This window comes from Bradyrhizobium sp. FW305-F6 (assembly GCF_058782905.1).
The window spans coordinates 20,286-44,432 of record NZ_JBYSYD010000010.1 but is presented as its reverse complement, the minus strand read 5'-3'; the positions used below and the strand labels follow the sequence as shown (position 1 = coordinate 44,432).

The window sequence follows — 24,147 nt, the reverse complement described above, 5'->3', positions numbered from 1 at the left end:
AATTCGAAAAGGGCGGCCAAATCGCAGAGCGATCTATCACAACGGCAGGAATGCGACTTGGTTAGAGTGACCGAGGGAGGAATTGATGCCGGAAATACTCCTGGCTGCGGGTCAGGCCAACGTCTATGGCCTGTTCAGAACCTGTGCACGAAAACAGCCATCCAGTGCCGCGATCGAGTATGAGGGGCTAACCGTTTCATACGGTGACCTTCTGAAGAGGGTCGACGCGATTGCTTCCGCGCTGCTCGGCCGAGGTGTCAATCCTGGCGACCGTATCGCGATCCTTTCGCATAACCGTCCTGATTACGTCGAACTGCAGCTGGCTGCAGCTGCAATCGGGGCCATCGTTGCTTGCTTGAACTGGCGACTTTCGCCGGCTGAACTCAAGCATTGCATCGAACTGGTGGAACCGGTGATGGCTGTCGTCGAGCCGGAATTACATGCGACGTTTGCAGCCGTGTCGGAACTGCCGACAATCCAAGTCGGCCCTGAGTTGAGCCGAATGAGCTCGTCGGCCGCCCTCGATTCTCGGCTCGGCACGTTGCTTGAAAGTGATGAGGAGGGGCTGACCATTCTTTTCACCTCAGGAACCACGGGGCTGCCCAAGGGCGCACTTGTCAGCCATCGCGCACATGTGGCGCGTGCGATGGCTTTTTCGGCTGAATTAATGCTGGACCCACGTGACGCGTTCGTTGCTTGGGCGCCCATGTTTCATATGGCATCGACCGACCATATGCTGGCGACACTCATGCGGGGTGGTACGGTCGTCATCATAAACGGCTTCCAGCCGGAAGCGATCAATATGGCGTTGTCTCAGCACAAGATTGGTTGGCTGGTGATGATGCCGGGTGTGGTCGACGCATTCATCGAAGAGCGAAAAGCGCGACCAACACCCATCAAAGGCATCAAAATCTGTGGCGCCATGGCGGATCTCGTACCGCGGCATCAAATTTCGGAATTGACCCGCCTGCTTGACGCTCCCTATCTGAATTCCTTCGGCGCAACGGAGACCGGTCTTCCGCCAGCAAGCGGTTCTGTAATAGAGGTCGGAGTGACGCCGACCGATCTCGCCAAACGCATTTCTTCATTCTGCGAGATCAGGCTGGTCGATCCGCTTGACAACGACGTACCTGATGGCGAGCCGGGTGAAATGGTGGTCCGAGGACCCACGCTTTTTTCGGGCTATTGGAATGCGCCGGAAACCAATGCTGTAGATTTCAGAGGCGGTATGTTCCATATGGGCGATACATTTCGGCGGCTTCCTGATGGACGTGTGGATTTCGTTGACCGGGTAAAATACATGATCAAGAGCGGAGGTGAAAACGTTTACCCAGCCGAGATCGAGCGAGTGTTACTGGCTCATCCAGCAGTTTTGGAAGCGGCGGTAGTCAAGGCTAGTGATCCAAAATGGGGAGAAAGGCCCGTAGCGTTCGTCGCTTGTGACGAGGCAAACATATCCGCCGATGAAATCTTGCGGCTCTGCAGCGAACGCCTCGCCGGATACAAACGGCCAAGGGAGATCCGGTTCATTGCGTTCGATGATTTTCCGCGTTCGACCAGCGGCAAAGTCCAGCGTCACGTTCTCGAAGATCGGCTGAAGGATCAAGCTTCTGGCAGCCGAACACGTAACGCTGACTGATCGGAACTGCTATGACGATCTAGGCTTTCGGCGGAACTACGAGGCCTTTGTATCGTACTTGATAATGTATTTGTTCTTTGCAGGCCGGTTAGTGCCAAGGTCTGTCACCTGCGTTATTGTCGGGCGATAAGCGATCGCGCTCTCAAGCGAGCAGAAAATGAAATAGCCCTTTGGCGACAGAAATCTCCGGCTCCGCCTGCCAACTCACGGCTTCGACGCTTGCCATCCGACGCCCTTTTCGTAAGACCGTCGCCCGCACATTCAACGGCTCTGCGATGGCGGGCCGCAGGTAGTCAACCGTAAGGTTGATTGGCTTCAGACTTCGATTCCTGAGATCTTGCCAAACTGCGACGGATGCCACCGCCTCCATAACACTGGCAATGATGCCGCCATGATAGTAGTTCATGACAGGATTACCTATATAGCTTTCGGAAAAGGGCATTTGGGCAGCGACGTGTCCCTCCTCAATGTTCACGATGGTAAAGCCGAGGAACCTGAAGAAGGGCCTCTTCATCAGTAGCGTGTTCGTTTCCTCGGGCGTCATTCTGGTTTCCGCGGTGTTGTTTGGATATCGAAAAGATTTCTCTCGCCTCGTGTGAGAGCGAAGGTAGCACAGCCACGTGCGACTTCGTCGCCCTTGTCATCATCGAACCAGATAACGCCGGAATTGAAGGCAATATGGCGGGTCTGGTGATAGCATTTGGCGCGGACCAACACGTCGGCGCGGGATTGTGCCGGTCGAAGATAATCCACGCGCAGATCAAGCGTGGCCATCGTGCTGATGTCGTCGATCGCGATGAAATTGACCAGCCCGAATACACTGTCCAGCAGCGCAGTCAGCACTCCGCCATGGAGAAGAGTTGGTGGCTCGTCGATACAAAAAGCGGGATTGAACGGCATCCGGACGGTTACGCCGTCAGGCCCGTGCCCCTCAATCCGCAAGTTCATGTGGGTAATGAAACCCTTGGCTCTCGTGATCCAGAGAGTGCTGATTTGCTCAAAGCGTTGCTGTTCTTTGAGGAGCATCGGTGCGACCTTAGCTGATGACTATTGAAAAAAATAAGCGCGGTTTCTTTCAGTTCATGGAGATTTTGACTCTTCGAGGGGAAGCGGCGTTGTCTTGACAACAGCAACCCATTTCAGTGCTTTCCTCTGTAGGCCGCTCGAGCGCCGTCAAAATGCGAGGGTGCGCAAGCAATACTCCGGATGCGGAACGGTTACGAAATCAGCCATGTCGGCGATCTCCGCGTTGACGGTTGGCAAACATTTCGGTGTTGATCATGTCACGGGCATCGTGTGCTAGGTGAAGGGTTTCGCCGCCGTCTACGTACCAATCTTCGCCGGTGATGAAGTTACCTAACTTCGACGCAAGAAAGACAATCGCGCCAGCGACATCCTCGGGCGAGCGGTTAAACTCATTCCATTTCTGTGGTGGGATCGGATAGCGACCGAGCGCCTCCGTCTTTACAGTGCCGGGTGCTACGCAATTTAGCCGAATGCCGTATTTTGCCCACTCGGCGGCGAGGGTCTTCATCAGTCCGGTCACGCCGGCGCGTGCAGCGGCGGTATGAGCAAAGCCGGTCAACGCGGTGCGGCTGACCGCCGTCACGAATACGATGGAGCCGCCATGTTCGAACATGAAATGATCGGCGACAGCGCGCGTCATCTGCCATGATCCAACTAGATTGTTACGCACTACGGCCTCAAAACCCTTGTTGGTGATATCGCGTGCGGCGGCAACATATTGCCCACCAGCGTTGTTGACCAGGACATCCAGCTGCCCGTAATTCTCTTTAATCCGGCGCATCGCAGCAGTAACACTTGCTTCATCTCGGATGTCGCCTGAGATTACCAATGCTTCGCCGCCCTGGGCACGAATCATCTCGGCGGTTTGCTGCAGCGGATCCTCGCGGCGGGCGAAAAGCACGAGCTTTGCACCGCAGAATGCCATTTCAAGCGCGGTAGCGCGGCCCATGCCAGAGCCGCTTCCGGTGACAAGTGCAACCTGACCGAGCATTAAACTAGGGGCGAAGCGACTTCCGATTTCTCTCTTCATCTCCGCTTTCCAATATTATTCCCAGAACGACTCGCCGATGATGGTCAGATTGCCATTTCTTGCACACGTGCACTCTCCCCAGATGCAGCTTACCGAAGACGTTGACAAAAATCAAACGGATGTTAGAAAACGGCAATTGCTCTGGACGCATCCGCTACAGTAGCACCGGTAAACAGTCTGAGAAGAACGAATGAGGAGCCTTTCTTCATCACTCAACATCGCCTCTGAACGATTTATTCGCAACCGCGCTACACAAAAGGCGCGCGTAGCGCTTCTGCGCGACCGAATGGCCGAGGCCACAGGTGGTGGACGGGTTGAAATTGTTGAGCGGCACCGCGCTCGTGGCAAGTTGCTGGTGCGCGAGCGCATCGACGTCCTGGTCGATCCCGGCTCGGCATTTCTGGAGCTTTCGAGCTTGGCGGCATGGGGGCAGTATGGCGGCGAGGTACCGGGTGCGGGCATCGTCACTGGCATTGGAATCATCCACGGCCTGCACTGCATGCTGATCGCCAACGACGCTACGGTCAAAGGCGGATCATTCTATCACGAGACGGTGCAGAAACACATTCGCGCACAGGAGATCGCTGACCAAAATCGGCTGCCTTGTCTCTATCTCGTTGACTGCGGCGGTGCCTATTTGCCCGAGCAGGACCGAGTGTTTCCTGGGGGGCGCGATTTCGGCAACGCCTTCTATCGGCAATGCAACATGTCGGCTTCGGGGCTGCCGCAGATATCGGCAGTGTTTGGCGGCTGCACCGCTGGTGGAGCTTATATTCCCGCGCTCTCTGACGAGGTCATCATGGTGCGCGGCAATGCCCGCATTCATCTGGGTGGCCCTTCGATTGTCAAGGTGGCGATCGGCGAGGAAGTCGATGGCGAGACCCTCGGGGGGGCCGAGATGCATACCCGCGTCTCGGGCGTGAGCGATCATCTAGCCGAAAACGAGCATCACGCGCTCGCACTCATGCGCGATATCGTCGCTAGTCTGGGGCTGACACGCCCAACCGCGCCCACAGCTCCACCGCGCCGTCCGCTTTATGATCCCGAGGAGCTTCTGGGTGTCGTGAGCGGCGACCGTAAGGAGCCCTATGACGTGCGCGAGCTCCTGTTGCGTATCATCGATGCCGGTGAGTTCCACGAATTCAAACCCGATTGGGGGGCAACGCTGGTCTGTGGCACTGCACGTATTCACGGCTATCAGGTCGGCATCTTGGGTAACAACGGCGCGCTTCTGTCGGACTCTTCGCTCAAGGGTGCACAGTTCGTCTCAATGTGCGATCAGAGAAATCTGCCCCTTATCTTCCTGCACAATGTCACAGGCTTCATGGTCGGCACGGAGGCCGAGCGCGGCGGCATCGCCAAGAATAGCGCCAAGCTGGTTTATGCCATGTCGGTGGCCAAAGTGCCCAAACTTTCGATGATCGTTGGCGGCTCCTATGGGGCGGGTAACTATGGAATGTGCGGCCGCGGATTTGCGCCGCGCTTCCTGTTTGCATGGCCGACGGCAGAAGTTGCCACCATGTCAGCGGACATCGCAGCAAGCGTGATGATGGAGTTGCGTCGTCAAAAGGGGGGCGACGAGAGGCAGATGCAGGCGGAGCTGGAGAAGATCGAGCTCGCAGTGCGCGCGCAATATGCGGAACAATCCGATCCTTACTATGCAACCTCGCGGCTGTGGGACGACGGTCTGATTGAGCCGGGTCAAACGCGCGACGTCCTCGGGCTGTGCCTGGCCATCGTGACCTCGGTGCCCGAGGCCGGGCGCCATACGCCCGTCTTTAGAATGTGAGACAATGCAACCATGAAGCTCGGCGTACACAACACCGTCATCGTCGACGTGGATGCCCGCGGGGTTGCGACGCTGACGCTCAGTCGTGCGGAGAAGCACAATGCGATCAATGGCGAACTGATTGCTGACCTGGGTGCGGCAGCTCAGATACTGGCGGACGACCCAGCCGTGCGCATCGTGGTGCTGACCGGTGCAGGCAAGAGCTTTTGCGCGGGAGGCGACTTCAACTGGTTTGCCTCGAACGTGGAAAAGACGCGCATTGAGCGGGTGGCACAGAGCGCATCGCTGGCTCATCTGCTACGCAGCCTCGACACCCTGCGCAAGCCGTTGATCGGGCGCGTCAACGGCCCGGCCTACGGTGGCGGCGTTGGCCTGATCTCGGTGTGCGACTACACGATCGGCATCGAAGGCTCGAAGTTCGGTCTTACGGAGGTACGAATGGGCCTGCTGCCCTCCAATATCTCCCCCTATGTGGTGGCGAAGATCGGAGCGGCTGCCGCACGCGAGACCATGCTGTCGGGAGCGTTATTCGATAGTGCGCGTGCCGAGCGGCTCGGGCTTTTGACCGAGGTCGTGGCAGCCGAGGCGCTAGACAAGGCAGTCGAGCGCGTCGTCAATGCCCATCTACAGGCCGCTCCGGGGGCAGTGGCCGAAACCAAGCGGCTCATCGCCTATGTCGCCCGGCACGATCTCCACGCCAACATGATCTATACCGCCGACCGGTTGGCCGACGCCTGGGAGACCGAAGAGGGAGTTGAAGGCATCAACTGCTTCTTGAGCAAGGGCACGCCCTCATGGCGCGTGAAATGAGCTTCACGCGCGTCCTCATCGCCAATCGAGGCGAGATCGCACGGCGCATTCAGCGCGCCTGCGCGAAACTCGGGCTTGAAAGTGTCGCCACTTATTCCGAGTCTGACCGCGACGCCCCCTTCGTAACCGAGGCCAATCACGCTATCTGCGTCGGCCCGCCGGCACCTTCGCGGAGCTACCTGAACATCGATGCGATCTTGGAGGCCGCGCGCGCTGCGGGCGCGGGCGCGGTGCATCCTGGCTATGGCTTCTTGTCGGAAAGCGCCCAATTCGCTCGCCGCGTGGCGGAGGCGGGGCTCGTCTTCATCGGCCCCTCTGTCGAGGCGATCGCGCGGATGGGTTCGAAGATCGAGGCCAAGGCGGCCGCTGAGGCGGCGGGGGTGCCCGTTCTGCCCGGCTATCGCGGGGCGGATCAGTCCGAAGCGCGGCTGCTCGCGGAAGCCGAGAGCCTCGGCGTGCCATTCCTCGTCAAAGCCAGCGCCGGCGGCGGTGGGCGGGGGATGCGGCTTGTTATGGAACTCAAGACGGCAAGTGAGGCGATCCGCGCCGCCAAAGCCGAAGCGCTTGCCGGCTTTGGCGATGCAACCGTGTTTCTTGAACGCTACGCTCCACGCGCACGCCATGTCGAAGTGCAGATCTTGGGCGACAGCTATGGTCATATTGTGCACCTGTGGGACCGCGATTGCTCGCTCCAACGCAACCACCAGAAGCTGATCGAAGAGGCGCCAGCTCCCGGCCTGCCGGCGCCGCTGCGCGAGAAAATGCTCGGGGCCGCCGTCAGCCTCGCCCGCACCATCGGCTACAGCTCGGCTGGCACGGTGGAATATCTCTACGACTCTGAACGTCGGGAATTCTATTTCCTCGAAATGAATACGCGCCTTCAGGTTGAACATCCCGTAACCGAGGCGATCACCGGCATCGATCTCGTGGAATGGCAACTGCGAGTCGCGCGCGGCGAGGAATTGGCCTTCACCCAGAAGGACATTGGCTGCGCGGGTCATGCCATCGAGATTCGCCTTGCAGCTGAGAATCCCGCCGAACGCTTTCGCCCCGAAACTGGCACGATCACCCTCTGGGCACCCCCCAAGGGTCCAGACCTTCGGCTCGACTCAGGGGTCGAGATGGGCAGCGTTGTGAGCCATCACTACGATTCGATGCTCGCTAAGCTGATTGCGAAGGCAGGCGATCGTGAAGGTGCAATCCGCCAGGCCGTTGCTGCGCTCGACAAATTCGCCGTCGGGGGCGTCGGCATGAATATCGCCTATCAGCGCGCGCTGCTCACTCATCCAGATTTCGCCTCGCTGCGCCACCACACCGCAGCGCTCGAACAGCTTTTTCCCGGCGGCTGGAAGGCGCCAGAGGCAGACAATGAAAGTCGAGCGCTAGCTGCGTTGGCGCTGCATCAGCATCTTTCCAAGAGCGTGAATGCCGACCCGTGGCATACGCTGGGTGCCTGGCGTGTGACCGACCGGGCGGGACGGCCTGGTGCGGCGCGCTATTGGCAAGCAGGGGACGAGCTGGAAGAGCTTTTGGCGGTCGGGCAGGATTTGCGGCTGGAGGTTCGCGGAGCAAAGATGACACCGGTCTCGGTTGAAGACATCTCACTCCGCGATGGACGATTGATGGGGCGCGTTGCCGGGCGGCCATTTGCCCGCATCGCGCACTTGGAACGTACCGACGGGAGCTGGCGTGTCCATCTTTCGGGCCGTGATGGCATGATGCAGGTCCATTTCCTCACGCTCGAGGATCTTCATGGCCACGGCGCTGGTGCGGGTTCAGCTGACGAGGATACTCTGAATGCGCCGATGCCCGGCACGATCGTCGAGCTCAGCGTCAGGCAGGGCGACTTTGTCGAACGAGGTCAGACATTGGTGGTGCTGGAGGCAATGAAGTTACTGCAAAGCCTGGTCGCCCCCTTGAGCGGCAACGTGAAGGAGATCTATTGCGTGACCGGCGACACCGTTGCTGGTGGCGCCCCGCTCGTCCGAATGGAGCGAAAGGAAGACACATGAATACCCGTCAAGTCCTAACCGAGGCGACCGCGTTCCCCTTCAACGAAGAGTTGGAGATGATCCGCGCTCAATTGCGGCGGTTCATCGACACCGAAGTTATTCCGGTGGCACACGCGTGGGAGGAGCAAGGCTTAGTACCTCGCGACGTCCTACGCAGAATGGGCGGGCTCGGCGTCCTGGGAATGCGCTATGATCCCGAATATGCCGGTGCCGGGCTCGACACGATGGCGAGTGTGATGCTGGCCGAGGAGCTGGGCCGCTCCACCTTTGGCGGATTCTCGGCGACGGTTTTGGTCCATACCGATATGGCATCGCCGCATCTGGAAAACGCCGGGACGCCGGAGCAGAAGGCGCGTTGGATGCCCGCCATCACCAGCGGTGAGAAGATCACGGCAGTGGCCGTCACTGAGCCGGGCGCGGGATCGGACGTCGCCGGTATGCGTACGCGCGCTGTGAAAAGCGGTTCTGATTGGGTGCTGAACGGCACCAAGATGTTCATTACCAACGGCGTGCACGCCGACTTGTATTTTGTCGCCGCCAAGACCGATCCGGGAGCGAAGGGCTCCCGCGGGATCACGATGTTCGCCGTCGAGAAAGGTGCGCCCGGCTTTTCGGTAAGCCGAGCGTTGAAGAAAACGGGATGGCTGTGTTCGGACACCGCCGAGCTGATTTTCGAGAATGTTCGCGTGCCTGCCGAAAACGTGCTGGGCGAAATCAATCGCGGCTTCTACTCGGTGATGAAGAATTTCCAGAATGAGCGGATTGTGCTGGGTGCACTAGCAGTGGCCGAAGCGCAGACCGCACTGAACCTGACCGTTGCTTACGTCAAGCAACGCAAAGCATTCGGCGGCGCATTGTGGGACAAGCAGACTGTGCGCCAACGCCTGGCGGTTTGCCAGACCCGGGTCGAAGCGGGGCGTCAACTCGTTTATCACGCTGCTCGTCTCGACTGCGAGGGCCGCGACTGTGTGCGTGAAGTCTCGATGGTCAAGGCCTACTCCGGTGAGTTGGTGAACCGGGTTCTCTACGACTGTGTTCAGTTTCACGGAGGCATGGGGTACATGCGTGAGATGGCGGTGGAGCGGATGTCGCGCGATGCCCGAGTTCAGGCCATTGGCGGCGGCGCCAGCGAGGTCATGCTAGAAGAGGTCGCCAAACGAATGTAGTCGTTTGGCCTACACCTGCGACATCTGAGAATGCTCGCGTGAAGTATTTGGCGGCTGTATAGATTGCGGCGATTGTGCCAATTGAACAGATTCAGGAAAGCGGTCGTTGCAGCCGAGATGCGGACCAACGACATGCCGATGGAGCGATCGTCGTTCCTTCGGCGCGACCGGGCGCGGCATGCAGCGTCAGTGAAGGTCATCGGATCACGGCCGGACACAATAGACTGCGTGTTGAACCCGAAAGGCTCGTTCCTTTTTTTGGCTAAGAGCGAAAGCGCCTCCCCTGAAGCACCTTGCGGTGTTTTCTAACACATGTTAGATGTGATCGAGCCCGACAACAACAGATCGGGGGGAGGGAGGAAATGGACAGTTCACCGCGAGCGCAGTTCGGGTTATCGGAATCCAAGTTGCGCAATTGCGCGACGGTTTTCAGGCCTGATCTTTTCAAAGGAAAAGCCGTCGTCGTTTCCGGTGCTGGCAGCGGCTTGGGTCGGGCAATCGCTTCGCTCTTCGCGCGGCTTGGTGCATCATTGGCGATTTGCGGCCGCAATGAAGAAAAACTGAATAGCGCTGCGGATTATTTGCGCGGATTCGGCGGCGATGTCCTCAGCGGTCAATTGAGCATCCGCGATCCAGAGCAGGTAGCAAATTTTATCAGCGCAGTAGGCGAGCGATTTGGCCGGCTGGATGTTCTCGTTAACAATGCTGGAGGGCAGTTCCCACAGCCGGCACTCGACTACTCAGTTAAGGGCTGGAACGCAGTGGTCGACACCAACCTCAATGGCACATGGTGGATGATGCAGACGACAGCGAAGAGATGGGTTGCGACAGGACAGCCCGGAACCATCGTAAACATCGTCGCCGACATCTGGCGCGGCCTGCCAGGCATCGCGCATTCCTGCGCGGCGCGCGCCGGCGTGATCTATCTGTCCAAATCGGTGGCCGTGGAATGGGCGCCGTACAAAATCAGGGTCAATTGCGTCGCGCCCGGATGCTGTGAAAGCAGCGGATTCGGCAACTATTCGCCGGAAGGCGCGGCCACCTTCGAGGAATCAAATCCCATGCGCCGGTCTGGAGACGAGTGGGATATTGCCGAAGCTGTAATTTACCTGGCTGCGCCGTCGGGCAAGTTCATTACTGGAGAAGTCTTGACGGTCGACGGTGGTCAGCAGCTGTGGGGTGATCCGTGGCCGACGGGGCGTCCAGGCTATTTTAAATTAGGCTAACCAGGTTCAACGGGCCGCGAATGCGAAGCGAGCTGGTATGACAGAAGATTGTGTGCCGAAATCGTTTCACCAAGCGGAACCGGTACTGCAATGCACTGGCATTGAACGACGCTTCGGCGGCCTTGTTGCCGTGACCGGTGTCGATCTGAGTGTGTACCGCGGCGAAATCTTTGGGCTCGTCGGCCCAAATGGTAGCGGCAAAACTACGCTGACAAACGCCATAACCGGCTTTTATCCGCCTAACAAGGGAACAATCAAACTCGACGGCAAGGACATTACTGGCACAGCACCTCACAAGGTGGCGAGTTTAGGCGTTGCCCGCACGTTTCAGAATCTGGCGCTCTTCAATGGCATGAGTGTGCTCGACAATATTCTGCTTGGACGACATATTCACATGCGCCCGGGCGTCATTCGTACGGCGCTATACTGGTGGTTGGCGCGTCGCGACGAAATGCGAAGCCGCGAAATCGTGGAGGAAGTGATCGAGTTCTTGCAACTCGAAAGTGTCCGTCACGAACTCGTCGACGGCATTCCGATCGGAATGAAGAAGCGTGTCGAGCTTGCACGCGCGTTGGTGGCGGAACCGCGCCTTCTGATCCTCGATGAACCGATGGCTGGAATGAACCAGGAGGAGAAGGAGTATATGGCAAGGTTCATTCTCGATGCGCGCGCGGAACGCGGCGTGAGCGTTTTGTTGATCGAACACAGTATGGATGTGATTACCGGCATATGTGATCGCGTGCTGGCATTGAACTACGGAGAAATGATCGCAACGGGCAAGCCCAGGGAGGTTGTCAAGGATCAGCGGGTCATTGAAGCCTATATTGGTGTCGGTCATGCGGCATGAAAAAGTGATGAGCATGCCTACATGCGCTGCAGACGATACCCTGCCGCGCCTACTAGTCCACAATGCCGCCCAGCATGGCAACAAAATCGCGATGCGGGAAAAAGATCGCGGCATCTGGAAGGAGATGACGTGGTCAGAATATTTCAATGAGGTGCTGGTTTGCGCTGCGGGCCTTGACGCTCTCGGAGTTCGACCGGGCAATGCAGTCATGATTCTTGGCGATAATCGCGCGCGCCTTTACGCGGGCGTGATTGCATCGTCGATGCTGGGAGCATACGCGATGCCAGCCTACCCTGGGACGACGCTGGACGAATTGCGCCACTTCGTCGGTGAAGTGAAGGTTGTGGCGGCGCTCGCCGAAGACCAGGAGCAGGTCGACAAATTTCTCGATTTGCGGGAGGCCGGCAGTACGATCGAATATATCGTCTACGAGGATAAGAGAGGCCTTAATACCTATGACGCGTCGGGGCTCCTGTCGTGGGAGGAACTTAACGATAAAGGCGAGACGAACCTTAAGGCCGATCCGCAACTGCGGGACCGCATCGTCAATCGCGCGGCGCCGGATGATCCGGCAATATTCCTGCATTCGTCAGGCACGACCGGTAAACCAAAGGGGGTCGTGCTCAGCCACAGAAATGTCATCGCCGCAGTTCGCAATGCATATTCTGGCGGGGCATTCAATTATGGTGAAGAGGTTCTCGCTTACTTGCCGATGGCATGGGTCGGAGATTTTGCCCTGACCGTGGCTGCCGGAATCGCTTTTCGTTTCACCGTCAATGTACCGGAAAGGCAGGAGACGGTCTTGCGTGACATGCGCGAGATTGCGCCCAGCCTTTATCTTGCTGCCCCGCGCAGCTGGGACAATTTGCTGACCTCTATTCAGGTCGGAATCGAAAACTCCACTCCGTTAAAGAAATGGCTCTACCACTTTTTCACGGACAGAGCGATTGCTTCGGAAAGGCGAAAGCTCGACGGTCAAGAGGGTAGCCATCTGGAATGGCTGGGCCGGTTGCTCGGCGAACGCATCGTCTTCGGACCGATAAAAGACCTCTACGGTCTTAGCAGACTAAAAAGCGCGTTCACGGGCGGCGAGGCCATTGGGGAGGACACCTTTGTTTTCTACCGCGCGCTGGGGATCAAGTTGCGGCAGCTCTATGGCCAGACCGAGAATGCGGCCTTCAACGCTATCCAGATGCCCGATGAGGTCAAGCTACACACCGTAGGGCGACCGCTTCCCGGCGTTCAGGTCAAGGTCACGGACGGGGGTGAAATACTGCTGAAGGCAGAAAGCGTGTTTCGGGGGTACTACAACAATCCCCTGGCAACCGCGGAAACGCTCAAGGACGGTTGGCTGCACACCGGCGATGCCGGATATTTGGAAGACGATGGTCACCTTGTCGTGCTGGGGCGTGTGTCAGAGGTCGTCCATACCAAGGAAGGTGAGCGTTACGTCCCCAACTACATCGAGAATCGGCTGAAGTTCAGCCCATACATAAAAGACGCAGCCGTTTTCGGAGCCGGTCGGGACGAACTAACGGCTATTGTTTGTATCGATCTGGAGGCCGCCGGGCATTGGGCAGAGACCAACGCGGTGCCCTATGTCTCCTACGCTGACCTGTCGCAACGGAACGAAATTGCCGGACTACTTGGCGACGCGTTTCATCGGGTCAATAAAGCGCTTCCAGAATCACTGAAGCTGCATCGGTTCGTCAGCCTTCACAAGGAATTCGACCCGGACGATGGAGAGATAACACGCACCCGCAAGCTTCGCCGCTCTGTTGTTGAAGAACGATACGCATCGGTTATCGACGCACTTTATGATGGATCGAAAGAAATCCACGTCAAAGCTGCGGTGACGTACGAGAGCGGTGAGGTCGGGTTGGTTGAGCGCACGCTGGTAATTCGGGAGGTCTAATGGACATCGCATATGTCAGCGAGTTAGCTGTAAATGGCGCATTGACCGGACTGCTCTATTCGCTTTTCGCACTTGGACTAGTGTTGATCTACAAATCATCGTCCGTTCCCAATCTTGCCCAAGGCGCATTGACGATGCTGGCCGCATACGTGGTGCTGGCCTTGTCCCGGCAGTTGGGTTTCCCATTGTGGCTGGGAATCGCTGTGACAACGATCATCATGTTTTTGGCCGGCTTTGGTGTGGAGAAGGTGACGTTGCGGCGAATGGCGGGGCGTCCGATTGTCATGATCCTGATGATGACGCTCGGCCTCGACATCTTCATACGAGGTTCGACTTTGGCAGTGTGGGGCGGTACCTCCCGTTCGATGGAGCTCGGCGTCAGCTACGATCCTTTGTTTCTTGGACCGTTGCTGCTGAGCCGCATCAATCTGGCCGGGGCCTGCGTCGCGATCGCACTTTTTGTAGCATTCCTCCTGTTCTTCCGAACGCGCCGTGGAATCCGGTTACGCGCAATCTCGGACGACTACGTCGCTTCTTGGTCGATCGGAATCTCCGTTGAACACGGCGTAGCGTTGTCATGGGGTATGGCTTCGGTGGTCGCCGTTGCGTCAGCCGTGATTTGGGGAGAGATCCAGGGCGTCGACCAATCGCTTTCGCAACTCCTGTTAAAAGGACTGACTGTCGCCGTCCTGGGTGGGCTTGACAGCATAGTTGGTGCGATCCTCGCCGGAATTGTCCTTGGGGTCATCGAGAACGTGGGCGCCTCCTACCTCGATTTGGTGGTTGGAGGAGGTAGTCGTGACCTAATCGTCGCTGCCGTGCTGATCTTCACCGTCATGTTGCGTCCACACGGACTCTTCGGACGCCATGACATCGAAAGAGTATGACGCATGTTTTATCCTCTCGCGGGCGTTCGTCATCAGAGCTATGTATCGGACAGCAAGCTATTTCCGGTGCCAACGGACCGGAACCTGCTTATCGTCCTTACCGTCGCTGCTATCGCTGCGCCGTTCCTGTTGAGTTCGTTGTATCTAAACAGCTACGTTCAGCCTTGGCTGATCTGGACGGCGCTGGCGCTCGGTCTCAATTTGGCGACAGGCTGGGCGGGGCAGCTGCATCTGGGATACGCTGCGACGATGGCGGTGGGCGCCTATGCGGCCGTCCACGCAGCCAGGTTCGGCATACCCTGGGAATTTGCTCTTCTGATCGGCGGCCTCGCCGCATCCCTGATAGGAAGCCTGTTTGCGTTCGCGGCCCTGCGGGTGAAAGGGCTTTATCTCGCGATCGTGACACTTGCGATGCAGTTCGTCATGGATTGGGTACTGAATCACTCACCAGCGATATCTGGCGGCTCACATGCCTCGCTTCAATCCCCTCGTTTTGCGCTTCTTGGGCAGGAAATCGCTTCAGGCAGAGGGTTATACTACGTGGCGCTGGGATGGTGCGCGTTGGTGACCGTTTTCATGATGAACCTGCAGCGAACCGCCTTGGGACGTGCCCTGGTTGCCGTGCGCGAGAAGGATTATGCGGCTGCAATTCTCGGCGTGAACAGCTTCTACTACAAGCTAATCGCGTTTTCGATGTGCTCGTTCATCGGTGGGATTGGTGGCGCCCTGCTTGTTGCTACGTTCTTTTTCCTTGCTGCGCCCGAGCAATTCTCGGTCAATGTTTCAATTCAGGTGCTTGCCATGATCATCGTCGGCGGGCTCGGCAGCATCATCGGTACGTATTTTGGAGTGGCATTGATCCTCCTCATGCCGGGAATCGCCAATGAGATAATTGCGAATTTGACGTCTTTCCTTGGGCTTCCACTCGGAAATGAAACCCTTGCTCATATCCCTACCACCGTCTACGGCGCTTTGATCATCATTTTCCTGCTGGTTGAGCCTTTGGGACTCGGGAAGCTTTATGCGAATATCAGGGACTATTTCCTGGTCTGGCCCTTCGACCAGTTCAAGAAATAGAAATCGGCATGAAACCAAACGACATTCAACAAGATGGCCCAATCCTGTCGATGAACAGCGTGGAGGTGCTTTACAATTCGGTCATGCTCGCCATCAAGGGCGTGTCGATTGAGGTGCCCTACGGCGGAATGGTCGCGCTCCTCGGATCCAATGGAGCTGGGAAGAGTACCACATTGAAAGCCATAAGCGGCCTTCTGAGCGCAGAACGCGGAAAGGTAAGCCGGGGCGAGATCCGCTTTGACGGTAGAGTGATCGGCGACAATCCGCCTCAGCAGCGTGTCGGACTGGGGATTTGCCACGTGATCGAGGGGCGCCGAGTTTTCGAGCATCTTACGCCAGATGAGAACCTCGAGGCTGCCGCTCCGATGTCATTGTCGAGAACGCGGGTCGCATCGGAGAAGGCGCGCATTTACGACTACTTTCCGCGTCTAGCTGAGCGAAAATCTTCGCTTGCCGGATATCTTTCGGGCGGTGAACAGCAGATGCTCGCAATCGGACGGGCCTTAATGACGCAGCCGCGCTTGCTCATGCTGGACGAGCCAAGTCTGGGTCTGGCTCCGTTTCTGGTCGCCGAGATTTTCGAGATCATCAAACGGATCAATCGCGATCATGGCCTATCCGTCCTGCTTGTCGAGCAAAATGCGCTCGCAGCTCTCGATATCGTCTCGCGTGGCTATCTGATCGAGAATGGACGTGTCGTCATGCACGACACGGCAGAGAGGCTGAAAGCAAACTCCGATATTCAGGAGTTTTACCTCGGGGGCAGTCAAGCCAAGAGTTTCCACGACATCAAGCACTATCGCAGACGCAAGCGCTGGCTCAGCTGATCAGAACGCCCCAATGTGTCAGTTGTGAACGGAGGAGACTCATGATGGGATTTTTCAAATACTCAGTGGCTGCGGCAATCGCTGGCATTGTGGCGCTTTCGGTAGCTCCGCCTGCCGGCGCCGCACAACCGCTGAAGCTCGGCGTCTGCTACGACCTAAGCAAGGCCTACACGTTCGCCACGCCTCAGGTATCGCAGGCGGCACAGGATCTGGTCGCGCTAACCAATCTCAAGGGTGGGATCGGGGGCGCTCCGATCGAAGTCATCGTGCAAGACCACGGCAATGAGCCGCAACGCGGCATCGAATGCTACGAGAAACTTAAGCGGGAAGGCGTGTTCATCTTTGACACGCTGTCGACTCCCGTTTCAATCGCCATGTTGCCGCGAGTTATGCAGGACAAGAACATCCTCATCCAAGCACTAGTTGGCCGCGGAGACGCTGTCGATGGCGGCGTATTCGGGTGGGTTTTTCCGCTGGGTCCTACTTATTGGGGACAGGTTGCCAATAATGTTGCCTACTTAAAGCAGGTGCACGCTGGCAACCTGCGCGGGGTAAAAATCGGCTTTGTCTATCTCGACTATCCGTTCGGACAGGAGCCGATTCCAATTTTACAGACGCTCGCCAAGGTGGAAGGATTTGAATTGAAGCTCTATCCGGTGCCGCTCCCTGGCAAAGATCAGACGAGTGTCTGGACCCAAGTGCGCCGTGACCAGCCAGATCACATCATTAGCTGGCTGCTAGCGGGAGCGCATGTCGTGGCATCCAAGGAGATGAAGCGCAATGGTATCCCAATGGATAAGTACATCTCGGTTAATTGGTTGAACGAAGTTGACATTGCCAATATCGGCGCTGAGGCTGCAAAAGGATTGAAGCGTGGCACCAACGTCGCGGGCGGTCAGGATATTCCAGTGATTCAAGAGATTATTGCTGAGCTTTACAAGAAGGGTAAGGGCAGCGGGCCAGAGAAGAATCTCAAAGATGTATACTACAACACCGGACTAGCGATGTACTCGATGGTCCTTGAAGGCGCTCGCCAAGCTGCCAAGTTGCATGGCACTCCAATTTCCTCCGCCACAATGCGCGAGGGTCTCCAAAATATCGCAAGTTACGATGCCGGTGGACTTATGGCGCCGGTAACTGTGACATCAAGCGATCACGGCGGTGGTGGGAAGACCCGCATCGAGATGTGGGATGGAGAAAAATGGATACCCCAAACAGAATGGATCGCCGCCTACACAGATATCATCTGGGAAGTGGTAAGGAAAAGTTCTTCCAACTATCACAACTAGCACTTGAAGACATGACGAACGCCAACTCCGTTCAGCAGCGCTCTTAAAGGCCGAGGACAGCAGAAGGCGTACTGAAATTCGACCAACAGATTGGGAGGTAGAATGTTAATCGGGAAGGTGACAAAGGGCTTGGCGGTCGCTGCCGCTCTCAGTGCCGCAGGCTGGACAGACGCTTTGGCTCAGGAAGGAACCCTGAAGTTCGGCTTGTGCTTCGATCTAAGCAAATCCTACACGTTCGTCTCGCCACAGGTGGCGCAAGCTGCGCAAGACCTTGCCGCCCTGACGAATATTAAGGGTGGTATCGAAGGGCACAAGGTAGAGATCGTGGTTCAGGACCACGGCAACGAGCCCCAACGCGGCATTGAATGCTACGAAAGGCTTAAACGTGACGGCGTGTTCGTATTCGACATGCTGTCGACACCGGTGTCGATAGCTGTCCTACCGCGGATCATGAAGGATAAGAACATTTTGATGCAGTCATCGGTCGGACGCGGTGATGCCGTTGACGGCTCGGTGTTCACGCAAATCTTCCCCGTGGGTGCGACTTATTGGGGGCAAGCCGCCAACGATATCGCCTACATCAAACAACAGCGCAGCGGCGATTTGAAGGGGGCCAAGATCGGATTTATCTATCTCGACTATCCCTTCGGTCAGGAGCCGATCGGTGTCTTGAAGACACTCGCTGAACGCGAAGGCTTCGAGTTGAAGCTCTACCCGGTGCCGTTGCCCGGCAGCGATCAGACGAGCGCTTGGACGCAGGTAAGGCGCGACCGGCCTGATTTCATGATCAGCTGGCTCCTGGCCGGAGGACATGTCGTCGCGGCCAAAGAAATGAAGCGCAACGGCTATCCGATCGAAAAGTACATTTCGGTCAACTGGCTTAACGAGGTGGATATTGCCAATATTGGTCCCGATGTTGCCAAGGGCATCAAGCGTGGCACAAACGTGGTCGGCGGCCAGGATATTCCCATCATTAAGGAAATAATGGCTGAGCTTTACGCAAAGGGTAAGGGAAGTGGCCCCGAAAAAAACCTGAAAGATGTGTATTACAACTTGGGTCTCGCCAACTACTCGGTTGCCTTTCAAGCCGCACGAAATGCGGTGAAACAAGCCGGTTGGCCAGTGACCGCCGCATCGATGAAAGTTGGCTATGAGAGCCTCAAGGATTTCGATGCCAATGGCCTTCTTGCCCCTTTGACCGTCACTGCTCAAGATCATGGTGGCGGAGGCAAGACAAGAATCGAAATGTGGGACGGTCAGAAGTGGGTGCCGCAGACCGGCTGGCTGGCGGACTATCAGGACCTCATCTGGCAGATCGTGAAAACGAGTTCATCCGGATTTAAGGCCGAATAGTTCCGGCGATCCCGTTGGCTCAAATCCTACGTGTCGGCGGGTGCAACCGCCCGGGGGCGGTGGATAATGCATCCGCCGCCGACTGCCAACCTTCAGCGCGAAAGCCAGTGAACTCCATGATCGATAGTCCAATCGAAGTCAGCGTCGAAGAAGATATTGCTACCGTTCTTATCAATCGTCCTGACCGCAAGAACGCGCTATCTGTGGCGGCGGCTAATGGACTGGCCGATGCCTGGGACCGGATCGAAGCGGACAGCAAGATCCGGGCGGTAATTCTAACCTCTGCCGACTGTGGCGTCTTCAGCGCGGGGCTTGACCTCAAGGAGGCGGCCGAGATCGCTCGCAACGAACAGATCGATATCCTGTCCAAAATGCGCGATCCTTTCCACGAGCGCATGCGCACGTGCTCCAAGCCAATCATTGCCGCGATGACCGGCTCGCTGATGGCGGGCGGAATGATGCTGTCGCTGATGTGCGATCTGCGCGTCGGTCTCAAAGGGACTAAGGCCGGCATCACGGAGGTAAAGATCGGTCGTGGCTCGCCCTGGGCCGCTCCGGCCCTCTATATGCTACCTCAGGCAATCCTTATGGAGATCGTTCTGACGGGCGATCTCATGCCAATTGAACGGCTGCACGATTACGGTTTCACTAATTATCTTGAAGATACACCACACGCTGTGCGCTCTCGTGCCAAGGATTTGGCTATGCGCATTGCCAACGGTGCGCCATTGTCTGTCATTGCTGCCAAAGCCAGTGTTCGCTCGACGATGGACCTCGGATGCCGCGAGGGACTGGTAGAGGGTAAACGCCTTCACGAAGTTGTCTATGCCAGCCAAGACGCAATCGAAGGTCCCAGAGCGTTTGCCGAAAAGCGCAAACCGGTCTGGCAGGGCAGGTAAGGGTGCGCGTGATCTAGCGGCTCTGTCGGGAGATCAGAACGCAAGGTTCCGTGACGAGCGTTGCCTATTTAGAAACTAGCGGGGCGATCGCAGTGGGCAGTGTTGCGTTTGAACTTCCCGAGTACGTCGTTGAAGTGCGCGATGGCGTTCTGCGTTTTGTCGATTCGCAGGTCGTGCCGCTGATCGATGGGAATCGCACGCTTCTCGAAGATCAGCGACGGCTGTACGACGAATATGGTCGATACAGCGCCGAAGTACGCACGTTGATCCAACAAGTTAGGATGCTTTCGGCCGAAGCCGGCTTCTATGCGATGTGCGCACCGGCGGAAATCGGGGGAGGTGGGCTGGGGCACCTTGTCTACTACGTGGCCTGGGAGGCGATATATCGCCGGCTCGGGGGGCAGGGCGTCATTATTCCCTGGGTCATTGCACACTGGGCTTTCGGGCCCAGCCGACTGCTCACCCAGGTCACAGAGGTAGCCCGCGAGAGATGCTTGGCGGGCATGATGGCCGGGAAGACATCGATGTGCTTTGGTCTTTCCGAGCCGGGGGCCGGCTCAGACGCCAGCATGATCAAGACGCGGGCTGACAAGACCGGAACAGGCTGGAAAATCTCTGGCCGCAAGCTCTGGACAACCAACGCTCCCACTGCGGAATGGTGCATTGTTTTCGCCGTCACCGACGTCGAGAAAGCTGTGCGAAAGGCTGGAGGCATCAGCGCATTTCTCGTTCCAACCGATGCACGAGGATTTCATGTTGAGAGCGTCGTGCGCTTGTTTGGTCACGTTGGCGGGCACGAGGGCGCTCTTGTGCTTGAGGAGGTAGAGGTACACCCTTGGCAATTGGTCGGCGAGCTCGACCAGGGATTCAAGATCGCACTATATGGAGTCTCGCTGGGTCGGGTCTACAACGCCGCCCGAGCTGTCGGACAGGGAAGATGGGCGCTGGAAATGGCCATCGACTATTCGAAGCAACGTGAGGCCTTCGGTTCAAAGATCGCGGAGTATCAAGCCGTCTCGTTTCCGATAGCCGAAGCAGCTACGGAATTGCACGCTGCGCACCTGATGGGATTGAATGCAGCGATGCTCCTCGACCGCGGCGATAAAGCGCCGAAGGAGCTTTCGATGGCAAAGGCCTATTCGGTACAAGCCGGATTTCGCGCCGTGGATCGTGCAATTCAGACACACGGCGGCATGGGATTGACGAACGAAATCGGTCTTGTTCACGCCTGGCAAGACCTGAGAATCGTCAACATTGCCGACGGCACGAATGAAATCCCGACGCGAATGATTGCCCAGCGATTACTGTCAGGTGACGTCGATCTCTAAGCCCGGGCGGAAGTTGACGATGTGTCTGCCGTCGCTTCCCGCGGCCAAACGGTCAGGTGAACCGAAGTTGCACCTCCATGGCGATGGTCCCGCCCGACGTCATTGCCCACAGCTCGGCGCCGGCGCCGCCGTTGACCGGACGTCCGGCGACGTTGAACGGCGCAGTATCGAACAAGGGTGCGCGTGCGCGTTGCGTAAACGAGGCGATAGTCCTGCTCGCATTGTTGTCCCGGACGAGATCAATGAGACATTGCTGCGAATAAGGGCCGTGCACCACCAGCCCGGGGTAGCCCTCCACGGTCATCGCGTAAGTCCGATCGTAGTGAATACGATGCGGATTGAAGGTCACAGCAGAATAGCGGAAGAGCGATACCGGATCCGTTGTGATCTGCCGCGTCCAAGGTAGATCGGCGGGCGGCGTGTCTCGTTTCGGTATCCCGCTTTTCTCACCCGGCTTTACGGCGTCGCGAAACACGGTGAAACTCTCCTCCACGATCGCGAGGCCGCATGGCGAGAATATGCGTCGCGTTTGTGTGGCAAAGATGAGTGGGCCGTACTGCCGGAACGCAACGTCATGTCCGTCAGCTCCGTCTCACGTTTGAGGGCGTCTCCCACGAGGAGCGGATGATGAAACGTCAGACTTGTCCCCGCGTACATGCGTCGCGGAAACGGCACATCGGGAATGACGCCTCCCGAAGTTGGCAGGCCATCCTCGCCCAGCGTCGCCCTGCGCGCGAATGAATTGAAATAGGCGAGGTGCCATCCGGGCGGAATCGCTTCACCCTTGGTAGGTACCGCATCGTCTCGATCGAATGCCGCGACTAGACCGAAGAGGGGCGCTCGCGTAGCTTCGTCTTCTTCCACGATCTTGGTGCCTATGTGTTTGCGCAAGCCGTCAATGTCGATTTCGGCAGCCATCATCGTTATCCCGAGCTGGGTACGGACATGTCGGTCGCGGGGGCTGCCAGAACGAATCCAGGCAGAGTGAGGCCAGGTTTCGCTTTCTCAAAGACGAGGCGGACGGACATGCCGATATCGAGCCGTGTGTCCGCAGGGGCATGTAGCCGCGCCAGCATGCGTACACCTTCCTCCAGATCGACCGTCACCAGCGTGTAGGGCAGATCGGACCTGTAACCGTCGTGAAACGGATGATGCGTGATCGTCCAGCTGTGAATTGTACCTTGCCCCGATGCTTCGACCCACCGGGTTTCGAAAGAATGGCACGCATCGCATACCGGCCGAAGCGGCCTCCGCGCTGAAGGAGCGCGGGTTTGACAATGTCATGGGCGTCCAGGCCGACGTTCGAAACTACGAACAGGTTTCCGAGGCGGTGCGCGCGGTGGTCCATCGGTTCGGATCGCTGGACATTCTGGTGAACAATGCGGCGGGAAATTTTTTCTGCCCAACGGCCGCGATGTCTTCGAACGCATGGAAGACGGTCGTTGATATCGATCTCAATGGCACGTTCCACGGTTGCCGCGCCGCCTATGAACATCTCGATGCGTCGAGTGGCGGCGGCTGCATCATCAACAACATTACCATGCAGGCGCTGTCGGGATAGCCGGGCGCGGCGCATGCCGCCGCTGCCAAGGCCGGCATCCTGTCGCTGACGCGAACGCTGTTCGGACGCACGGCACACGGCCTGCGCGAGGGCATCCACATTCGCGAGAGCCGCGTTGCGATAGCCGGACAGCAGCCTGCCGCCGCGCAGCGACTGGATCATCTCCAGCGCTTCGGCTTCGATCTGCAAGACCACGTCGCCGAGCTGGATATCAACCCCGTGAAACTGTCGGCCGTCAGCGCAACCGCTGTCGATGCGCTGATCGTGCTGCGCGAGAAAGAGGATAAGCAATGAACAAGTCAGCTTCAGGCAGGGTCGCGATCGTCGGTGTCGGCGAATCCGACATCGGCAAGGTCCCCAACATGACCGGTCTCGGATTGAACGCGCAGGCCGCCAAGCGCGCGCTCGACGATGCCGGTCTCAAGGTGTCGGACATCGACGGGGTTCTGACCGCGTACTCCTTCACCGAACCGTACTTCATGCTCGGATCGGTGTTGTGTGAATATCTTGGCCTCAAGCCGCGGTACAATGCGTCGGTCATCGTCGGCGGCGGATCACCCGCTGTGATGCTGAAGCACGCTACGGAAGCGATCCTGGCCGGCAGCGCGGACACCATCCTGGTCTGCGCCGGGGAGAACAGGGCGACGGGTCAATCGCGTGATTCCGCCGTGTCGGCGTTGCTGGCGGTGGGCCATCCGTACTTCGAGCAGCCCTATGGCGGATCGATCCCCGGCTTCTACGCCATGATCGCGCAACGGCATATGCATGTGTATGGCACGACCCGCGAGCACCTCGCGCATATCGCTGTGAATACCCGTCGGCACGCGCTGCTGCATCCCAATGCGCATATGAAGACGCCGATCACCTTGCAGGATGTGCTGTCGGCGAAGCCGATCGCCGATCCGTTTGGGATGCTGGATTGCTGCCTGATCTCGGATGCAGGCGGCGCGTTCATCGTGACGTCGGCCGAGCGCGCCAAGGATCTCAAATCCAAGCCGGCCTATCTGCTGGGCATCGGAGAACATCACACGCACGAACACATCATGTGCGCGCCAAGCCTGACGGAATTGGCGCAAAGGAATCCGGCAAGCGCGCCTACGAGATGGCTGGCGTCAAGCCGTCCGACATCGACGTCGCGCAACTCTACGACTGCTTCTCCATCGTCCCGCTGATCGAGCTGGAAGAGCGCGGGTTCTGCGAGCCGGGCGAGGGCGGCGCTTCTTTGCCGACGGCCGAGCCTCGATCGGCGGAAAGCTGCCGATCAACACCCATGGCGGAATGCTGTCGCACGCTCATGCAGGCGCTGCGGGCGGCTTGTTCGGCATCGTGGAAGGCGTCCGGCAACTTCGTGGCGGGCTTGGCCCGCGCCAGGTCGAGGGTGCCGAACTCGCTCTGGTCCACAACGAGGGTGGCATTCTGTCATCCCACTGCACACTCATTCTTGGCAACCAACCCAACTGACGAGA

The 24,147-nt window shown here is 58.0% G+C and carries 23 protein-coding genes and 1 pseudogene; 17 read left to right on the top strand and 7 right to left on the bottom strand.

The window, feature by feature from the left end; genetic code table 11:
* The first annotated feature begins 85 nt into the window (after window positions 1-85).
* Window positions 86-1,639, top strand: a complete 1,554-nt coding sequence (locus AC3WLX_RS34435) for a class I adenylate-forming enzyme family protein (RefSeq protein ID WP_024343090.1) — start codon at window positions 86-88, stop codon at window positions 1,637-1,639.
* 142 nt (window positions 1,640-1,781) lie between these two features.
* Here AC3WLX_RS34435 and AC3WLX_RS34430 read toward each other — a convergent pair whose 3' ends face one another.
* The 3 genes from AC3WLX_RS34430 to AC3WLX_RS34420 form a co-directional block, all read right to left on the bottom strand.
* The gene (locus AC3WLX_RS34430) at window positions 1,782-2,183 is read right to left on the bottom strand and encodes a PaaI family thioesterase (protein ID WP_024343091.1); all 402 of its coding nucleotides are present in this window, start codon (window positions 2,181-2,183) and stop codon (window positions 1,782-1,784) included.
* Complete coding sequence (locus AC3WLX_RS34425; RefSeq protein WP_024343092.1) at window positions 2,180-2,665, bottom strand: PaaI family thioesterase; 486 nt, start codon at window positions 2,663-2,665, stop codon at window positions 2,180-2,182. Before AC3WLX_RS34425 ends, AC3WLX_RS34430 begins: the two co-directional genes overlap by 4 nt.
* A 199-nt stretch (window positions 2,666-2,864) precedes the next feature.
* Complete coding sequence (locus tag AC3WLX_RS34420; protein ID WP_024343093.1) at window positions 2,865-3,695, bottom strand: SDR family NAD(P)-dependent oxidoreductase; 831 nt, start codon at window positions 3,693-3,695, stop codon at window positions 2,865-2,867.
* Between the two features lie 190 nt (window positions 3,696-3,885).
* Between AC3WLX_RS34420 and AC3WLX_RS34415 the strand changes: the two genes are divergently transcribed.
* The 14 genes from AC3WLX_RS34415 (at window position 3,886) to AC3WLX_RS34350 (ending at window position 21,120) form a co-directional block, all read left to right on the top strand.
* Window positions 3,886-5,484, top strand: coding sequence for an acyl-CoA carboxylase subunit beta (locus AC3WLX_RS34415; protein ID WP_024343094.1), 1,599 nt, complete (start codon window positions 3,886-3,888; stop codon window positions 5,482-5,484).
* 12 nt (window positions 5,485-5,496) lie between these two features.
* A complete protein-coding gene (locus AC3WLX_RS34410; RefSeq protein ID WP_024343095.1) occupies window positions 5,497-6,294 on the top strand; it encodes a crotonase/enoyl-CoA hydratase family protein in 798 nt (265 codons plus the stop codon).
* Window positions 6,279-8,306: an acetyl/propionyl/methylcrotonyl-CoA carboxylase subunit alpha gene (locus AC3WLX_RS34405; RefSeq protein ID WP_028139152.1), complete on the top strand. Its 2,028-nt coding sequence runs from the start codon at window positions 6,279-6,281 to the stop codon at window positions 8,304-8,306. Before AC3WLX_RS34410 ends, AC3WLX_RS34405 begins: the two co-directional genes overlap by 16 nt.
* Window positions 8,303-9,472, top strand: coding sequence for an acyl-CoA dehydrogenase family protein (locus AC3WLX_RS34400; RefSeq protein ID WP_024343097.1), 1,170 nt, complete (start codon window positions 8,303-8,305; stop codon window positions 9,470-9,472). The genes AC3WLX_RS34405 and AC3WLX_RS34400 overlap by 4 nt, the downstream gene beginning before the upstream one ends.
* A gap of 362 nt (window positions 9,473-9,834) precedes the next feature.
* Window positions 9,835-10,698 (top strand): SDR family oxidoreductase, encoded by an 864-nt coding sequence (locus AC3WLX_RS34395; RefSeq protein ID WP_024343098.1) that lies wholly within the window; start codon window positions 9,835-9,837, stop codon window positions 10,696-10,698.
* A 52-nt stretch (window positions 10,699-10,750) separates the two neighbouring features.
* Entirely contained in the window at window positions 10,751-11,545 is a 795-nt protein-coding gene (locus AC3WLX_RS34390; protein WP_028139151.1) for an ABC transporter ATP-binding protein, read from the top strand.
* Window positions 11,535-13,460: an AMP-dependent synthetase/ligase gene (locus AC3WLX_RS34385; RefSeq protein WP_024343100.1), complete on the top strand. Its 1,926-nt coding sequence runs from the start codon at window positions 11,535-11,537 to the stop codon at window positions 13,458-13,460. Before AC3WLX_RS34390 ends, AC3WLX_RS34385 begins: the two co-directional genes overlap by 11 nt.
* Entirely contained in the window at window positions 13,460-14,347 is an 888-nt protein-coding gene (locus AC3WLX_RS34380) for a branched-chain amino acid ABC transporter permease (RefSeq protein WP_024343101.1), read from the top strand. The genes AC3WLX_RS34385 and AC3WLX_RS34380 overlap by 1 nt, the downstream gene beginning before the upstream one ends.
* Before the next feature lie 3 nt (window positions 14,348-14,350).
* Entirely contained in the window at window positions 14,351-15,424 is a 1,074-nt protein-coding gene (locus AC3WLX_RS34375) for a branched-chain amino acid ABC transporter permease (RefSeq protein ID WP_024343102.1), read from the top strand.
* Window positions 15,425-15,432: 8 nt separating this feature from the next.
* Window positions 15,433-16,251: an ABC transporter ATP-binding protein gene (locus tag AC3WLX_RS34370; protein ID WP_029674699.1), complete on the top strand. Its 819-nt coding sequence runs from the start codon at window positions 15,433-15,435 to the stop codon at window positions 16,249-16,251.
* A gap of 41 nt (window positions 16,252-16,292) precedes the next feature.
* Window positions 16,293-17,540 (top strand): ABC transporter substrate-binding protein, encoded by a 1,248-nt coding sequence (locus tag AC3WLX_RS34365; protein ID WP_245265978.1) that lies wholly within the window; start codon window positions 16,293-16,295, stop codon window positions 17,538-17,540.
* A gap of 102 nt (window positions 17,541-17,642) precedes the next feature.
* A complete protein-coding gene (locus AC3WLX_RS34360; protein WP_024343105.1) occupies window positions 17,643-18,893 on the top strand; it encodes an ABC transporter substrate-binding protein in 1,251 nt (416 codons plus the stop codon).
* A 116-nt stretch (window positions 18,894-19,009) separates the two neighbouring features.
* The gene (locus AC3WLX_RS34355) at window positions 19,010-19,792 is read left to right on the top strand and encodes an enoyl-CoA hydratase/isomerase family protein (RefSeq protein ID WP_028139149.1); all 783 of its coding nucleotides are present in this window, start codon (window positions 19,010-19,012) and stop codon (window positions 19,790-19,792) included.
* A 50-nt stretch (window positions 19,793-19,842) separates the two neighbouring features.
* Window positions 19,843-21,120: an acyl-CoA dehydrogenase family protein gene (locus tag AC3WLX_RS34350; protein WP_049820504.1), complete on the top strand. Its 1,278-nt coding sequence runs from the start codon at window positions 19,843-19,845 to the stop codon at window positions 21,118-21,120.
* 52 nt (window positions 21,121-21,172) lie between these two features.
* On the opposite strand, the gene AC3WLX_RS34345 is transcribed toward AC3WLX_RS34350, so the two are convergent.
* From AC3WLX_RS34345 to AC3WLX_RS34330, 4 genes are read right to left on the bottom strand one after another with little or no spacing between them, the layout of a single operon-like run.
* On the bottom strand, window positions 21,173-21,613 hold the full coding sequence (locus AC3WLX_RS34345) for an HTD2 family dehydratase (protein ID WP_491018466.1): 441 nt from the start codon (window positions 21,611-21,613) through the stop codon (window positions 21,173-21,175).
* On the bottom strand, window positions 21,577-22,038 hold the full coding sequence (locus AC3WLX_RS34340; RefSeq protein WP_155248782.1) for an FAS1-like dehydratase domain-containing protein: 462 nt from the start codon (window positions 22,036-22,038) through the stop codon (window positions 21,577-21,579). Before AC3WLX_RS34340 ends, AC3WLX_RS34345 begins: the two co-directional genes overlap by 37 nt.
* 5 nt (window positions 22,039-22,043) lie before the next feature.
* Window positions 22,044-22,280, bottom strand: coding sequence for a Zn-ribbon domain-containing OB-fold protein (locus AC3WLX_RS34335; RefSeq protein ID WP_433994224.1), 237 nt, complete (start codon window positions 22,278-22,280; stop codon window positions 22,044-22,046).
* A complete protein-coding gene (locus tag AC3WLX_RS34330) occupies window positions 22,223-22,972 on the bottom strand; it encodes a hypothetical protein (protein ID WP_433994164.1) in 750 nt (249 codons plus the stop codon). Before AC3WLX_RS34330 ends, AC3WLX_RS34335 begins: the two co-directional genes overlap by 58 nt.
* On the opposite strand from AC3WLX_RS34330, the gene AC3WLX_RS34325 reads away from it, so the two are divergent.
* The gene (locus tag AC3WLX_RS34325) at window positions 22,972-23,853 is read left to right on the top strand and encodes a thiolase family protein (RefSeq protein ID WP_210163728.1); all 882 of its coding nucleotides are present in this window, start codon (window positions 22,972-22,974) and stop codon (window positions 23,851-23,853) included. The two genes, AC3WLX_RS34330 and AC3WLX_RS34325, sit on opposite strands and share 1 nt — an antisense overlap.
* Window positions 23,784-24,142: pseudogene (locus tag AC3WLX_RS34320) on the top strand (thiolase family protein). Before AC3WLX_RS34325 ends, AC3WLX_RS34320 begins: the two are co-directional and overlap by 70 nt.
* The last annotated feature ends 5 nt before the right edge of the window (window positions 24,143-24,147 follow it).